This is a genomic window from Streptacidiphilus sp. EB129, assembly GCF_041262645.1.
GTDB lineage: Bacteria > Actinomycetota > Actinomycetes > Streptomycetales > Streptomycetaceae > Streptacidiphilus.
In genome coordinates, this window is sequence record NZ_JBGCCS010000012.1 from 121,708 (window position 1) to 136,914 (window position 15,207).

The following is a 15,207-nucleotide window of genomic DNA, read 5'->3' on the forward strand; positions in this document are numbered from 1 at the left end:
GAGCATCCGGATTGCGCTACGGTACAAACCGGATGACCCATCCGTTTACTCCTTGCGACTGCGAGCGGAGAAGCATGAGGATCAGTGAGTTGAGCCGAGCGACCGGCGCGAGCACCCGCTCGCTGCGCTACTACGAGCAGCAGGGCATCCTCACCTCCGAACGCCGGGCCAACGGGTATCGGGACTACGGGCCCGAGGCACCCGAAGTGGTCTCCCGCATCCGTGCACTGCTGGCCATCGGCCTGCCCACCGGGACGATCCGTGACGTCCTGCCCTGCGAAGGCAGTGCGGGACGCCAACCCGAGGTGTGCGCCGGGCTGCGGGCGAGGATCCAGGAGATCCGCGACAACGCCTCCGAGCAGGCCGCAGCACTGTCCCGTACCAGCGATGCCCTGACGCACTACCTCAGGGAGATCGTCGCCTGAGGCCCGCCGTCACGCTGACGCGAGTGGCGCGTGGCGCTCACTGAGGCGGCGGACGGCTTCGGCGACGCGGGGGTCGGCTGCGCCACGGAACGGGGCGATCGGCTGCACCCGGGGTCCGATCACGACGCCGGTCCGGCCGGCCAGTGAGCCGTCGGTCGCGGCGAAGATCGAGGGCTTGGCCGCCACCGACGCCGGGCCCGAGGTCGAGCGCTGGAACTTCCGCCTGACCAGTGGCCAGAGCAGGCGCAGCCCGGGGGAGACGATCTTCGGGTCGCTCAGGGTGCCGTCGGTCATGTCGGTCGCGGCGCCTCCGGGGTCCGCCGCGAAGACCGAGATGTCCGTACCGTCGAGCCGTCCGGCCAGTTCCAGCGTGTAGGCGAGGTTGGCGAGCTTGGCCCGGCCGTACCAGTGAAAGCCGTAGTAGCCGCCGGGCGGCTCGACGGCGTCGAAGGTGCGCTTGGCGACGCCGATCGATCCCGAGGTCACGTTCACGATCCGGCTCGGCGTACCGGCCCGCAGCGAGGGAAGCAGCAGTTCGGTCAGCAGGTACGGCGAGAGGTGGTTGACGGCGAACGTCGCCTCGATCCCGTCGACCGAGTCCTGCCGGTCCGCGAACATCGCCCCGACGTTGTTGACCAGGACGGTCAGCGGACCTTCGGCGGCGATCCGGGCGGCGAGAGCGCGGACCGCGTCGAGCGAGGCGAGGTCGGAGGCCAGGAACCGGGCGGGATGCGCCGGTTCCGTGGCGTTGATCCGTTCGACCGCGCGGTCACCGCGCTCGGGGTTGCGCCCGACCACGGTGACCGCGAGGCCCGCAGCGGCCAGCCCCAGTGCGGTCTCCAGCCCGATTCCCGCCGTCCCCGCGGTGACCACCGCTGTCTGCTTCATTGCATGTCCGTTCTCAGTTGACGCGTCATCGGTCATGACGGCGACTCTAAGGATTGACATCGGTGTCAAGGTCAACCCGGGCGGGCCCGGGTACCGCTGACGGTGGGAGGGCGGGTACCGTGCCGGTCTGGTCGGTTATCGGGTGGGAACGGCGAGAAGCAGGGCGAAACGGGCGGCGCTGTCGGTCCACCAGTGTCGGACGGTGAAGCCGCCGGTGGCGAGTTCCGAGGTCAAGGCGTCGCGGCGGAACTTGGAGCAGATCTCGGTGCGCAGGCTCTCGCCGGCGTGGAGGCCGAGGACGAGGTCGACGGCCGGGATCTTCACCGTCTGCGTGGAGCGGGAGCGCAGGTGCATCTCGATGCGTTCCTCGGCCTCGTTCCACACCGCCTCGTGGTCGAAGGCGGCGGGGTCGAAGTCGGCGTCCAGTTCGCGGTTGAGGACCGTGAGCACGTTCTTGTTGAAGGCCGCGGTGACGCCCTGGCTGTCGTCGTAGGCGCGCACCAGCGTCCCGGTGTCCTTGACCAGGTCGGCTCCGAGCAGCAGGGTGTCGTCCGAGCTGAGCGCGTGCCGCAGGGTGCCGTAGAAGGACTGGCGCTCCGCGGGGTTGAGGTTGCCGATGGTGCTGCCGAGGAAGGCCAGCAGCCGCGGGCCCGGCTCGTCGCCGAGGGCCAGGTCCTGTTCGAAGTCGGTGACGGTGGCCGCGACCCGCAGGCCGGGGTAGTCGCGGCACAGCGCCTCGCCCGCTTCGGTGAGCGCGGAGCTGCTGACGTCCAGCGGTGCGTAGCGCTGCAGGGTGCCGGCGGCGGTGAGCGCGTCCAGCAGCAGGCGGGTCTTGCGGGAGGAGCCCGAGCCGAGTTCGATCAGCGTGCTCGCCCGGGTGAGTGCGGCGATCTCGGGGGCCCGCCGGGTGAGGATCTCCTGTTCGGCGCGGGTGGGGTAGTACTCGGGCAGGCGGGTGATCTGCTCGAAGAGTTCGCTGCCGTGCGCGTCGTAGAACCACTTGGACGGCAGCGTCCTGGGCCTGGTCGCCAGTCCGTGCAGCACGTCGGTGCGCAGGCTGGTGGCGGAGTGGTCCCGGGGCAGCCGGTGTTCGAGCGTGAAGCGGTTCGGCATCGTGCGGTGGTCCTCGGTGGTGGGGAGCGGGTGGGGTGTGGCGGGCCGCAGCGGGAACACCCGCACGCGGCCGGGAACGGCGATGAGCAGGGACCGGTCGGGGACCTCGTGCCACGCGGGATCGTCGTCCGGTTCGGAGGCGACGAGCACGCTGTCGGAGGCCGTCCGGTACCAGAGCGTGTCGCCGTGGCGGGTGGCGGTGATGGTGTGTCCGTCGGTGAGCAGCAGGTTCAGCCGGGCCTGCGGGCGTACCGCGGCGGTCTGCCGGAGCACGTCGGCCAGTGCCGCGGCGGCCGGCTCGCCCCGGCGCAGCCGCCGGCTGAGCATCGCCCACAGCAGGGCGGAGTCGCTGCGCGCCTGCAGCGCGAGCAGGTCGGCGGTGTCCAGTCCGGACGCCGGGCCGAGCGCGGCGGGCAGCCGGGTCCAGTCGGGGACGGCCCCGTTGTGGCTGAACAGCCAGGGCCCGTCCTGGAAGGGGGCGGCGGCGGACTCGTCCTGGCTGGTCCCCTCGGTGGCGGAGCGGACGGCGGCGAGCACGGCCCGGCTGCGGATGCTGCGGGCGAGGTCGGGCAGGTTGGCGTCGGCCCAGATGGGCACCGCCCGCCGGTAGCGGGCGGGCAGCCGGTCCGGCTGGTCGGGCCCGTCTGACCCGTCCGGCCGGTCCGCGTGCGGCGGGTACCAGCCGATGCCGAATCCGTCCGCGTTCACGGTCCCGTGCCGCTGCCGCCGTGGCGCCCAGGACTGCTCACGCAGGCCGTGGGAGGGGGTGAGCAGTGCGGCCAGGGTGGTCTCCGGGCCGAGGTAGGCGAGATGACGGCACATCAGGCGGCCTCGCCAGGGTCCGCGTCGCGGGCGGTGCGGAAGCCGGAGAAGATCTGCCGGCGGATCGGGTAGTCCCAGTTGCGGAAGGTGCCCCGGCAGGCGACCGGGTCCACTCCGAACGAGCCGCCGCGCAGCACCTTGTACTCCGTCCCGAAGAAGACCTCGGAGTACTCCTTGTAGGGGTAGGCGGCGAAGTCCGGGTAGGGCAGGAAGTCGCTGGAGGTCCACTCCCACACGTCACCGGTCAACTGCCGTGCCCCGGAGGGCGCCGCGCCGGCCGGGTAGCTGCCGACCGGGGCCGGCTGCAGGTGGCGCTGGCCGAGGTTGGCGTGCTCGGCGGTCGGGTCGGCGTCGCCCCAGGGGTGGCGGCGCGAGCGGCCGGTGTCCGGATCGTGCCGGGCGGCCTTCTCCCACTCCGCCTCGGTCGGCAGCCGGCGGCCGGCCCAGCGGGCGTAGGCGTCGGCCTCGTACCAGCTCACGTGCAGCACCGGCTCCAGTGGCGGCACGGGCTCGGTGCGGCCGAAGCGGCGGCGCAGCCAGGCCCCGCCGTCGCGGTGGCAGAACAGCGGGGCCTCCAACTGTGCCTGCTGCCGGTGCTTCCAGCCGTCGGGGCTCCACCAGCGCGGGTCGGCGTAGCCGCCGTCGGCGATGAACTCCTGGTACGCGCGGTTGCTGACCGGCACGGTGTCCAGCCAGAACGGCGCCAGGTCCACGGTGTGGGCGGGCCGTTCGTTGTCCAGCGCCCAGGGGTCGGTGTCGGTCCCCATGGTGAAGGGGCCGCCGGGTACCAGCACCTCTCGCGGCAGGGCGGCCGCGTCGGCGGGCGCCGGCGGCGGGGCCGGAGCGTCCAGGACGGCGGGGCCGGAGCGCAGCTGATGGGTGGCCAGCATGGTCTCGGCGTGCTGCTGCTCGTGCTGGGCGACCATGCCGAAGACGAAGCCGCCGGCCGTCACCGGGGTCTCCCCGCCGAAGGCGGATCCGGGGGTGTCCCAGTCGGGTGCGGCGGCGTCCAGGACCTCAAGGGCCCGCTCGCGGACCTGGCGCAGGTAGCGGCGGGCGGCGTCCGGCGCCAGCAGCGGGAGCGCGGGGCGGTCGGCGCGCGGATGGCTGAAGGCGTCGTAGATCGCGTCCAGGTCGGGGCGCAGCGCGGGGAGCCTGCCGGCCTCGCGGACCAGCCAGATCTCCTCCTGGTTGCCGACGTGGGCCAGGTCCCAGACCAGCGGTGACATCAGCGGGGAGTGCTGGGCCAGCAGTTCGGCCTCGTCCAGGCAGTCCGTCAGCGCGAGGGTCCGCTGCCGGGAGGACGTCAACGCGGCGGCGGCGTCGGTGCGGGTGGGGTGCTCGTTCATCGGTCGAGTCCTTCCAGGAGGTCGTCGGCGGGACACCGGCCCTGCTCGGTGTACCGCAGGGCGAACGCGCTCAGGGCGTCGCGCAGCAACCCCCCGGGGTCGGCCCCGACGGTGGTCGCCGACGCGGTGGTGGCCGGTGCGCTGGTGGCCGGGGCGGTGGTCAGTGCTGCTTCGGCGGCTGCGAAGCAGGCCCGTGCCGCTTCGCCGATCGCGGGGTCGGCCGGTCCCAGCCGCGCGGCGCGCAGCCACACCTCGGCGGTGGGCTGGGTGCTGCCGCCGGTGCACAGCGGCTCGGTGGCCGCCCAGGCGGCCTCGGCCGCCGCCGGGTCGTCCAGCAGGGTGGCGGCCAGCACGGCCGGGACGATCCAGCCGTCGCCGTCCTGGGCGTCGACCATCCGCAGTTCCAGCCAGCCGCGCGCGCGTACCGGCGGGAACAGGGTGGTCAGGTGGTAGTCCAGGTCGCCCAGGGTGGGCGGGCGCTCGGCCGCGTCGCCGCGCAGCCAGGAGCGGAAGCTGAGGCCGCGCGGGGCGGCCCAGGACTCGGGCGGGGTGCGGCGCAGGCACAGCAGCGGGGCGTCCAGGGCGTAGCGCGCCCAGGAGCCGCGCGGATCCGCGTCGGACGACGACTGCGACTGAGACTGCGACTGCGAACGCGACGACTGCGGTGGCTGGGGCTGCGGCGGCCGGGTGCGGTCGGGGTCCGCGTTCGCCCAGACCCACTGGCGGGTGGACCGCCAGCCGGTGGGCCTGCCCTGCCAGAGCGGGGAGTTGGCGAAGGCGGCGACCAGGACCGGACCGAGCCGGTGGGCCAGCGCCCAGCGCCTCCGGTAGCCGGTGATGCCGTCGCTGTCGTCCCCGCTGTCAAGGTTGATCTGCACCGACGCGGTGGCCCGCATCATCATCCGTCCCCACGGGCCGAGTGCGTCGAAGTGCTGCTCCATGGCCCGGTAGCGCGGGTGGTCCAGGAGCCGGGCCGGATCCCGGCGCGGTTCGAGGCCGTGGCCGGTCAGCTCCAGCCCCTCAGGGGCGAGCGCCTCTCGCAGGGCGTTCAGGTCGACGGCGGTGGACCGTACGCAGTCGGCGAGCGTGGAGGCCGACCGGGTGCTGAGTTCGACCTGGCCGCCGGGCTCCCGGGTGAGCTTGGAACCGTGCGGCAGCCCGCCGGCGGACTCCACGGCGCCGAGCGCGCCGTCCAGCCGGGTGGCCGGGACGGGCAGGGCGCGGTCGGCGCGGTCGTGCACCAGCCACTCCAGTTCGACGCCGACCCGGCCGGGCGGGCCGGTCTTGAAGCAGACCCCGTGCACGTACTCCTCGGCCTGGGTCTCGGTCAGGACCACGTCCATTGCCTTCTCTCCTCCGCGTCATCGACTGTGCGTCATCGATCGTGCCGCTCAAGGAAATCACCGGCCGCGCCGTCCTCCGTGTCTCCTCGATGATTCTTCGGTGAGTCCCCGATGTACACATCCCCATCGACGGCGGCTTTGTTCCCCACGGGCACCGATCGCAGGAGCGGATTTCGTGAAGGTCTCGACGGTGGGTCAGCGTTCGAAGACGCCGGTCAGTCGGCCCCGGGCCAGGACGGGTGCGGTGACGGCGGGCAGGAGGGTGCGGGGCCGGGCCCGGTCCGGCGTGGTGCCGGGGGCGCCGTGCACGGGGGTCGAGAGGGCGAACACCTGGAAGGTGTAGCGGTGTGGCCCGTGGCCCTTGATGGGTGCGGGACCGTGGTAGCCGCGTCCGATGGTGGACCGCAGCACCTGCACCCCGGGGGCCGGCCGGCGTGCGTTCAGGGCGCCGGGGGCGAGGTGCCCGGATGCCGGGTCGACCAGGGCGAGGCAGTGCACGGCGGGCTTGGTCATGGGGACGTCGATGTCCTCGACGACCAGGAGGAGTTGTGCGGTGCCGGACGGTGGCGGGGTCCAGGCGAGATGGGGCGACAGGTCGTCGCCGCCGACGTGCTTCGCGCAGTGCGCCAGCGGCATGGTGCCGCCGTCGCCGAAGTCCCGGCTGGTGAGGGTCAGCAGCTCGGGGCCGTGGAGGTTGGGCAGGTTCCACGCGGTGTGGGTCTCGCCTGCCCTGCGGTTGGTCAGCAGTCGGCCCAGCAGGGTCATCGCGTTGCCCCGATCATGGCGATGACCTCGGCGGTGCCGGCGGTTTCGCCGAGCTTGGGGAAGACGCGCTCGACGCTGTGGCGGTGGGATTCGGCGTCGGGGTCGGTCATGGCGTCGGTGGCCAGGACGACGTGGTAGCCGTGGTCGGAGGCCGAGCGTGCGGTCGACTCGACGCCCGCGCTGGTCGAGATCCCGGCGAGCACGATCTGGGTGACCCCCAGGTCCCGCAGCAGGGTGTCGAGTCCGGTGTCGTGGAAGGCGCTGCGGCGTCGCTTGGTGATCAGGTGGTCGGTCGGCTGGACGTCGAGTTCGTCGATGAGGTCGGCCCAGCCGGACGGCAGGACGGCGCTGCTGCCCGACCGTCCGGCCTCGGTGCGTCCCGGCGCGCGTCCGGTGACGTTGACCAGGACCACGGGCAGGCCGTGCCGCCGGAACTCTGACGCCAGGTGGGTCGCCTGCCTGACGGCGGCGGAGACCGGATCGCCGGTGTGGGCCGAGACGATGCCCTTCTGTAGGTCGATCACGACGAGCGCGGAGACGGGATCGATCGTTGTCAGTGCCATTGCTGGTTCTCCTGGGGAGGCCGGCTGCTTGCCGGGGAGGGGGGTGTGCCGGTCTCGGCCGCTGCTGTCCCTGCCTGGCCGCCGGTCGCAGCGGTGGGGACAGCGCCGCTGTCGGTCGCCTGCGCTTCGGGAGTCCCGGCGGCGGGGCCGGTGCCGCGCAGCAGGGAGACGATCGCGGCGAGGAGGGCGAGGACGGCGCCGAAGGCGAACACGATGACCAGGCCGGAGTGGAACGGCCCGGCGATCAGGCTCGGGAAGAACTCGCGCCCGGTCAGGGTCTGTTGCTGCGCCGCCGTCAGGTGGGTCAGGGCGCCGCTGGGCTGGAGGAGGTGCTGGACCGGGTTGACGCCCAGTTGGGCGGCGAACAGGGACGAGACCGGCGGCAGGCTGCCGACCTGGGCGGCGACGTGGGCCGGGACGCCCTGCTGGTGCAGGCCGCCGGTGAGGGTGCGCGGAAGGCTGCCGGCGAGTCCGGCGATCATCAGGGAGAAGAAGACGCCGATGGAGACGGCGGTGCCGGAGTTCTGGAAGGTGGCCCGCATGCCGGAGGCGACGCCGCGCAGGTGGGCCGGCACGCTGCCCATGATCGAGGAGGAGTTGGGGGCGGCGAACATGCCGCTGGCGATCCCGTTGAGCGCGATCAGCACCGCGAAGATCCAGTAGCTGAAGTCGATCGGCAGGAGCATCAGGCCGAGGAAGCTGGCGCCGAACAGCAGTGCGCCTCCGGTGGCCAGGCCCCGGGAGCCGATCCGGTCGGAGAGGTAGCCCGAGGCGGGTCCGGCGGCGAGGAAGCCCGCGGTCAGCGGCAGCATGAAGATGCCGGCCCACAGCGGCGTGGCGCCGTAGTCGTAGCCGTGCAGCGGCAGCCAGATGCCCTGCAGCCAGATGATCAGCACGAACTGCATCCCGCCCCGGCCGATGGAGATGGCCAGGCCCGCCAGGTTGCCGAGGGTGAAGGCCCGCAGGCGAAACAGACCCAGTTGGATCATCGGTGCGCTGACGCGGTTCTCGATGGCGACGAACGCCGCCAGCAGCACCAGTCCGCCGACGATCAGTGCGTCGACCAGCGGGTTGGTCCAGCCCATGGTGTGCCCACCGTAGGGCTGCAGGCCGAAGGTGACGGCGATCAGGACCGCGCTCAGCCCCACCGCGAAGGTGATGTTGCCCCACCAGTCGATCCGCCCGCCGCCGCGCCTGCCGCTGTCCCGCAGGGTGCGGTAGGCCCACAGCGTGAAGAACACGCCGACCGGCACGTTCACCCAGAACACCGCCCGCCAGTCCCAGGCCGCGAGCAGCCCGCCCGCGACCAGGCCGATGAACATCCCGCCCAGCCCCGCGACCTGGTTGATGCCCAGGGCGAAGCCGCGCTGCTCCTTGGGGAAGGCGTCGGTCAGGATCGCGGCCGAGTTGGCGGTCAGCATCGAGCCGCCGACGGCCTGCAGCACTCGCCAGGCGATCAGCCACATCGCTCCGCGGCCGCCGTCGAAGGGGTCGAACGACAGCAGGACCGAGGCGAAGGTGAAGACCGCGAAGCCGGCGTTGTAGATCCGGACCCGGCCGAACATGTCGCCCAGGCGGCCCACGGTGACCACCAGGACGGCCTGGACCAGCCGGTATCCCATGATCATCCACAGCAGGTAGGCGATGTTGCCCGGGGCCAGCGGGTCCAGGTGCACACCCCGGAAGATCGCCGGCAGTGCGATCAGCACGATCGAGCCGTCCAGCGCGGACATGAAGACCGCGGCGGTGGTATTCGTCAGCGCCGTCCACCGGTAGCGGTCGGCGGGTGCGGAATTGGTCATATGTTGCTGGCCAGCCGTTCCAGCAGCGGTGCCACCGCGGCGAGTTGCTCCAGCTCCGCCGGGGTGAACGCGCCGCTGGTCAGGGCTTGGGCGATCAGTTCGGTGCGGGCGTTGCGCTTGTCCTTCAGCGCCTGCAGGCCGGCGTCGGTCACCGTCAGCACCACGCGCCTGCCGTCGTCGGGATCCGGGCTGCGTTCGACCAGGCCGCGTTCCCGCAGCGCGCCGAGTGTCGCCCCCATCGCCTGCGCCGTGATCTGCACCTCCCGGGCCAGCGCCGAGGAGGTGGTGGGCCCCGAGCGGTTCAGCTGCGACAGGGCGGTGCGCTCGGGCATCGTGAGTCCGCCGTCGACGGGCACCTGGCGTACCCGTCGTACCAGCACGCTGATACTCGCCAGCAGGACCGAGGCGACTCCACCGGGGTCCGGGTCATCGTTCATGTACTAAGGCTATCTTATCAATCTGCCTTAGTAGATGGCTCCACGCCCTGCATGAGGATGTCGTGCACGGTGAACTGATCGAGTTCTGCGGCGACGGCATCGGCGACCGCTCGGTCGAGAGCGGTGAGCGACTGCTGGACGCTCCGGCCGACCGGACAGGCCGGGTCGGGTCCGTGCAGTCCGAGTACCGGGTCTGTTCCCTGGAGCAGTCGCCAGACCTGCGCGAGCGTGATGTCCCGTGCGCCGGTTTCCAGCTCCCATCCTCCGTGCACGCCGGGCCGTGACCGCACCAGCCCGGCTTCGCGCAGCGGGCCGAGCACCCGGCGCACATAGACCGGGTTGACGTTGGTGCTTCTGGAGAGTTCGTCGGAACTCACCGAGCTGCCCTCGGTCTGGCCCGCGAGGTAGGTGAGGACATGCACGGCTACCGCGAACTGGGTGTTCTTCGATCGGGCCATGGCTCCATGTTGCCATATCGCAACCGTTGCGGTTACGGTAATGCCAATCCGCAACCATGATGACTACAGTTTGGAACAGATCATGACGATCGCCATCACGGGCGCCTCCGGTGCTCTGGGACGAGCCAGCGCCGACTTCGTGCTGCAGACCGTCGACCCGCGAGAGGTCGTACTCACCACCCGTCGCCCCGAGGCGCTCGCCGACCTCGCCGCTCGCGGCGCCCAGGTGCGACGGGCCGACTTCACCGACCCGGGCACGCTCGCCACCGCGTTCGAGGGCGTCGACCGGCTGCTGCTCATCTCCACCGACGCGGTCGGTGCGCGCCTCGACCAGCAGCGCGCGGCCATCTCGGCGGCGGCCGACGCCGGTGTCCGCCACATCGTCTACACCTCCGTCCCCGAACCGGTGCCGGCCAACCCGGCGCTCGTGGTCGCCGACCACGCGGGCACGGAGCAGGCGCTGCGGGACAGCGAGGTGGCGTGGACCGTGCTGCGCAACAACCTGTACGCGCACATGCAGGTGCCGACGATCGGGCAGGCCGTCGCGTCGGGCCGGCTGGTGACCAGCGGTGGCGCCGGCGCCACCGCCTACGTCACCCGTGAGGACTGCGCCGCCGCGGCCGCCGCGATCCTGACCCGGGGCGGGCACGAGGGTAGGGCGTACGACATCACCGGCCCCGAGGCGCTGAGCGCCGCCGACCTGGCGGCTCTCGCCCGCGAGATCGGCGGCCGGGACGTCGAGCTCGTCGAGGTCGACGATGCCGCGTTCGGCACCGGCCTGCGGGCCGCCGGGCTCCCGGACCACATCGCCGAGGTCGTGGCGTCGTTCGGTGCGGCGACCCGTGGCGGCTTCCTCGCGCAGGTCAGCTCCGCGGTCGCCGACCTGACCGGCCGCAAGCCGACGGCGCTGGCGGACGTGGTCCGGGCCGCACTGCAGCCCTGACGCCCGCGCGCTCAATCGTTATGACGGACAATCAGAGAGTTCGGAACCGCGGCCACCGCCCACCCCTATATTGGCCCACATAGCGGGATTGGAGCGGGTGGCCAGAGGTTGCCCGCACACAGAAGGCGGGGTTCCGTGCCTCTGGTCTTCGTCCACGGCGTAGCCAACCGCATCAGCGGTGAGCTGCAGGCCGCATCGGAGCAGCGCGACGCGTACTTCCGCAGGTATCTCCTGCAGCCGCCCCTCTGGCCGGATCCGGGTCAGGTCAGGATCCGCAATCCGTACTGGGGCGACCTGGGCGCGAAGGCGGCCTGGGGCGGTGCCAGCGTGCCCAGGCTGGACGACGACGTCGAAGCCCTCGGCGGATCGGAAGCCGGCGAGGTTCTCGCGGACGCGCTGGAGGAGTACTGCCCGGAGCAGGCGCCACCGCAGGCGCTGCTCGTGGCCACGGCCCGGGTGAGCCTGGTGGACGCCGTCAACCTGCTGTGGGCCGGCACGGTGACGGGGAAGGGTGCCGGCCTCGGCCCGAGCGAGGCCGACGCGCTGGCCGAGCTGTCCGCCTCGGCACTGGCCTACGCGGCGCGGGTGCCACGGCCGGACTGGCTCGACTCCGTCCGCGACGACGAGCAGTTCGTGAACGGGCTGCGCGACGCGCTGGATTCCGAGTGGACCGCAGCCGAGCCGGGCGGTGCGGACGACGCCGACGCCGACACGGAGACGGAGACGGAGACGGAGACGGAGACGGACTGGGAGGTCCTCGGCGACTCCGCCTCCTGGGGAAGGCTGCAGGCAGGCGTGCAGCGCATCAGGTCCGCGGCCGTCAACCGCATCGCGCGGCCGTCCGCGGAGAAACTCCGCGCGAAACTCACACCGAAGCTGACGGACTTCCTGGGCGACGTGCTGGTCTACCTCTCCGAGCGACCGCAGCCGGTCGAGGGCACCCGGCAGGGCGGCGGGGAGATCGCCGACGCGCTGGCCGGCGTGCTGCGAAGCGCGTACGCGGAGCGCCGGGACGACGACCCGCTGGTGGTGATCGCCCACAGCATGGGCGGAAACATCGTCCACGACGTGCTGACCAGGCATCCGGACACGCAGGGCATCAGCGTCGACATCCTGGTGACGGTCGGCTCGCAGGTCGGCTTCTTCGAGGAACTGAGCCTGTTCGGCAGGCATCCCGGGGTCCCCGGTCCGACCGCCGTCCGTCTGCCGCGGCCTTCGGCGGTGCGACGCTGGATCAACATCTTCGACTACAACGACCTGCTGTCGTTCCGCCTGGCGCCGATCATCGACGGCGTGGAGGACTGCGAGTTCCGCACGGGGAAGCTGTCGGCCCACGGGGCCTACTTCCTGCAGCCGGGATTCCACGCCCGGCTCGCCGAGCGCGTTCGGCAGGGCCGGTGACCTACCTGGTCGAGCCCGACCCGCAGGCCACCGGGCCGCTGGTGCATGCCCTGGTCATCGGCGTGGCCGGATACCGGCATCTCCCCGGCGGGTCCGAGCCGGTGTCCCACGACACGATCGTGCGGCACCAGTTGCGCTCGCCCGCCTCCTCGGCACTGGCGTTCGCCGAATGGGTCCGCACCGAGATGCACCACCCCGATGCCACGCTCGGCAGCATCGACGTGCTCGTCTCACCGCGCCCCGGTGTCCGGGACCCGCGCTGTGCCGGGCTGGAACTGCCGTCGGTGGACGCCACCGTCAAGGCGATCTGGCGCTGGGCCGATCTGTGCCGGCAGAACCCGGCGAACGTCGCGATGTTCTTCTTCAGCGGCCACGGTCTCGCGCTGCGGAGCCAGCTCCTGCTGATGGAGGACTTCGGCAGGAACCCGATGCTCTCCTGCGACGCGGCCATCGAGGTCGAGGAACTGGTCGCCGGCATGTGCCGGTTCGTCGCCGAGACTCAGTACTTCTTCATCGACGCCTGCCGCGAGATTCCCCATCAGCTCACCGAATACGACTCCCGGACCGCCCCCGTCTTCGACGGGCGGATCGTCGAGGAGCAACGCAAGGAGTGGGGGGTGGTCAGCTCGACCCGGATGGGACGCCCGGCCTACGGTCGCCGTCGTGGCGTGAGCCTGTTCACCGAGCACCTGCTCGCCTCGCTTCGCGGCAGGGCCGCCAGGCGGAAGGACTCCCGCTGGTCGGTGTCCCTGCTGGCGTTGCACGAGTCGGTCAGCACCCTGACCGAGCGGCATTCCCCGGCCGGCCGCGAGCCCCAGTTCGCGGAATCGCGGTTCTCGGGGGACCGGCTCCTGCACCTCCTGCCGGGACCGCCCCAGGTGGATGCGAGGATCTGCTGCCGCCCCGAGAAGGCCACCGGAGCGGCCCGGGTACGGATCGTCCCCACGGAACCGGCCCCCACGGAACCGGCGCTGACGGAGCCGGCGCCGGACGGTCCGCCCGCCGTGCCCGTGCTGAGGGAGGGCTGGTGGAGCACGCCGCTGACGGCGGGCGTCCATGAGGTCTCGCTCGACTTCGAGGCGGGGGAGTATCTGATGGGCCCTCCGCCGAAGCGGTACCTCCCCTTTGAACCCTTCGACTGCGACCACACCATCGATGTGCGGGAGACGGGGTGACGTCGTGGGTCTGCTGCGCGTGACCGTCGACGCCGCCGCGGCGGTTCCGGGTTCGCTGGTACCGGTGGAGATCGCCGACGTCGGCTCGGGATCAGGGCCGTCGCTCGTCCTCGCCGCAGGCAGGCGTCCGCGTCAGGAGATCGATCTCCCCGACGGGCGGTACGTGGTGCGGGCCGTCGCCCCGAGCGGTGAGCGCTGGTCCGAGGTGATCGATCTGGCCGGGCCGGTATCGGTCAGCCTGCTGGCGGGGATACGCGCCGAGCCCGAGCCGCCGGGATCGGGTCGCGGGTTCACCCTGGTTCCGCGGCGCAGACCCCGGGAACTGGTCGACTGGATCGCGGGCACGACCGCGGCGCTGGCGGCCGGGGCCGTACTCAGCTTCCTGGTCACCGGCGGAGTTCCGCTCGCCATCGTGACGCTCCGCACCGGCCGGCCCACGCGCCTGGACCAACGCCGCCCGGGCCGGCGTCCGGTGTACTGCGGGCTGGCCACTCCGGACGGCCTCCCGGAGTTCACAGCGGTGCCGCCCGGGGCGAGCGCGGAGGTCACTGCGGACTCCGACGCCGTGTCCTCCACCGGCGAGGTACGCATCAGGCTGCGCGACCAGGCCGCCCAGACGCTCCTGGACCACCTGGCCGGCGGACGCCTGCTGTCGGCCGCCCTGGTTGCCGGACCGGTCATCGAGCGGGCTGCCACCCAACGCGGCAGGAAGGCGGATCCGACCCTCGCCTGCGTCGCGGGCTACTACGCGCTCACCTCCGAGGCACCGGGGCTCGGCCTGGACTGGTCCACCGTCACCGCGCGGGACTTCCCCTGGCTCACGGACGTGCTGGTGATCCACGCGGCCATGCTGCTCAGGGAGCTCGGAGCGGAGGCGGTGCCGCAGGCCCGGCGGCTCCTGCTCGACGCGACCGAATCCGAACTGGGTCCCCCGCGCTTCACCCAGGGGCTGCGGCTGCTGCACGACACGCTGACCCGGATCCTTCGTCACGAGGCCACGCTCGCCATGATCGACCCGGTGGCGGTGGAGGCGCGCGCCCGGGTCGAGCGCTACGTGCGTGCCGCCGACTGGAGCCGGTACTTCACCACCTTCACCGGGTCGACTCCCGAGCTGCCGCAGGTTCCGGGTACCGACGGCCGCACCGAAGCCCGGGCTCCGCAGGGCCTCGGCTCGGCGGGACGGCTGCCGGTGACGCTGGCTGAGCACGAGGACGATACGCGGGCCGTTCCCGACGGCGCCGGCCATGGTCTCACCGTTCGCCACGCCGCTTCCGGCCCGCTGGTCCATGCGGCTGCCGACGGGGAGACGACACATGCGCGGCGGGTGACGGCGGGGGACGTCAACTTCGATCTCGACGAGGTGTCCGACCGCTCCGACGGAACACCGGTCTGGCTGCTGACCGCACGCTCCGGCAGGGCGGAGGAGGGCTGGGCCGTCGTCTTCGTCCGGGACGGCACGGCCGTCGACGCCCCCTACCTCCAGTACGTCATCCCGCTGACCCGCTCCCCGCTGACGCTGGACGCGGTGGGCTCACTGCTCATGGGCCCCTCGACCGAAGGCCTGGACTGGTATGCGGCCGAGCAGGCCGTGACCGATGTCCACGCGGTCGCCGACCGGCCGGCGCTGGAACGTTCGCTGGCCAGTACCGCCTCTCCCACGGTTGCGCGGGCGCTGGGCCTGGCCCTGGAGAGGATGCCCTGATGACGGTGCCGGCGGGCTCGG

The 15,207-nt window shown here is 72.2% G+C and carries 14 protein-coding genes and 1 pseudogene; 5 read left to right on the forward strand and 10 right to left on the reverse strand.

The features are described 5' to 3' along the window. Window positions 1-74 precede the first annotated feature (74 nt). The gene (locus ABH925_RS17260; protein ID WP_370148822.1) at window positions 75-425 is read left to right on the forward strand and encodes a MerR family transcriptional regulator; all 351 of its coding nucleotides are present in this window, start codon (window positions 75-77) and stop codon (window positions 423-425) included. A 9-nt stretch (window positions 426-434) separates the two neighbouring features. Here ABH925_RS17260 and ABH925_RS17265 read toward each other — a convergent pair whose 3' ends face one another. The 10 genes and pseudogenes from ABH925_RS17265 to ABH925_RS17310 form a co-directional block, all read right to left on the reverse strand. Next, a complete protein-coding gene (locus tag ABH925_RS17265) occupies window positions 435-1,313 on the reverse strand; it encodes an SDR family NAD(P)-dependent oxidoreductase (RefSeq protein WP_370148823.1) in 879 nt (292 codons plus the stop codon). A 135-nt stretch (window positions 1,314-1,448) separates the two neighbouring features. Continuing rightward, window positions 1,449-2,426, reverse strand: a complete 978-nt coding sequence (gene egtD, locus ABH925_RS17270; RefSeq protein ID WP_370148939.1) for an L-histidine N(alpha)-methyltransferase — start codon at window positions 2,424-2,426, stop codon at window positions 1,449-1,451. 111 nt (window positions 2,427-2,537) lie between these two features. After that, window positions 2,538-3,248: pseudogene (egtC, locus tag ABH925_RS17275) on the reverse strand (ergothioneine biosynthesis protein EgtC); the annotation flags it as partial. Next, a complete protein-coding gene (egtB, locus tag ABH925_RS17280) occupies window positions 3,248-4,597 on the reverse strand; it encodes an ergothioneine biosynthesis protein EgtB (RefSeq protein WP_370148826.1) in 1,350 nt (449 codons plus the stop codon). The gene egtB and the pseudogene egtC, both read right to left, overlap by 1 nt. Beyond that, window positions 4,594-5,940, reverse strand: coding sequence for an ergothioneine biosynthesis glutamate--cysteine ligase EgtA (gene egtA, locus ABH925_RS17285; protein ID WP_370148827.1), 1,347 nt, complete (start codon window positions 5,938-5,940; stop codon window positions 4,594-4,596). The genes egtB and egtA overlap by 4 nt, the downstream gene beginning before the upstream one ends. Window positions 5,941-6,135: 195 nt before the next feature. Beyond that, entirely contained in the window at window positions 6,136-6,705 is a 570-nt protein-coding gene (locus ABH925_RS17290; RefSeq protein ID WP_370148828.1) for a YbhB/YbcL family Raf kinase inhibitor-like protein, read from the reverse strand. After that, window positions 6,702-7,268, reverse strand: a complete 567-nt coding sequence (locus ABH925_RS17295) for an isochorismatase family protein (RefSeq protein WP_370148829.1) — start codon at window positions 7,266-7,268, stop codon at window positions 6,702-6,704. The genes ABH925_RS17290 and ABH925_RS17295 overlap by 4 nt, the downstream gene beginning before the upstream one ends. Further along, on the reverse strand, window positions 7,259-9,070 hold the full coding sequence (locus ABH925_RS17300) for an MFS transporter (protein ID WP_370148831.1): 1,812 nt from the start codon (window positions 9,068-9,070) through the stop codon (window positions 7,259-7,261). The genes ABH925_RS17295 and ABH925_RS17300 overlap by 10 nt, the downstream gene beginning before the upstream one ends. Then, window positions 9,067-9,507, reverse strand: a complete 441-nt coding sequence (locus ABH925_RS17305; protein WP_370148833.1) for a MarR family winged helix-turn-helix transcriptional regulator — start codon at window positions 9,505-9,507, stop codon at window positions 9,067-9,069. Before ABH925_RS17305 ends, ABH925_RS17300 begins: the two co-directional genes overlap by 4 nt. 17 nt (window positions 9,508-9,524) lie before the next feature. Then, window positions 9,525-9,965, reverse strand: coding sequence for an Rrf2 family transcriptional regulator (locus ABH925_RS17310; RefSeq protein WP_370148835.1), 441 nt, complete (start codon window positions 9,963-9,965; stop codon window positions 9,525-9,527). A gap of 82 nt (window positions 9,966-10,047) precedes the next feature. Between ABH925_RS17310 and ABH925_RS17315 the strand changes: the two genes are divergently transcribed. The 4 genes from ABH925_RS17315 to ABH925_RS17330 all read left to right on the forward strand — a co-directional run bounded on the left by ABH925_RS17315 (window position 10,048) and on the right by ABH925_RS17330 (window position 15,186). Then, window positions 10,048-10,908, forward strand: coding sequence for an NAD(P)H-binding protein (locus ABH925_RS17315; RefSeq protein WP_370148836.1), 861 nt, complete (start codon window positions 10,048-10,050; stop codon window positions 10,906-10,908). Between the two features lie 135 nt (window positions 10,909-11,043). After that, window positions 11,044-12,309: a hypothetical protein gene (locus ABH925_RS17320; RefSeq protein WP_370148838.1), complete on the forward strand. Its 1,266-nt coding sequence runs from the start codon at window positions 11,044-11,046 to the stop codon at window positions 12,307-12,309. Beyond that, window positions 12,306-13,484 carry a caspase family protein gene (locus tag ABH925_RS17325; protein WP_370148840.1) on the forward strand — a complete coding sequence of 393 codons (1,179 nt, stop codon included), beginning with the start codon at window positions 12,306-12,308 and terminating at the stop codon, window positions 13,482-13,484. Before ABH925_RS17320 ends, ABH925_RS17325 begins: the two co-directional genes overlap by 4 nt. Window positions 13,485-13,488: 4 nt before the next feature. Next, on the forward strand, window positions 13,489-15,186 hold the full coding sequence (locus tag ABH925_RS17330) for a hypothetical protein (RefSeq protein ID WP_370148841.1): 1,698 nt from the start codon (window positions 13,489-13,491) through the stop codon (window positions 15,184-15,186). Window positions 15,187-15,207 lie beyond the last annotated feature (21 nt).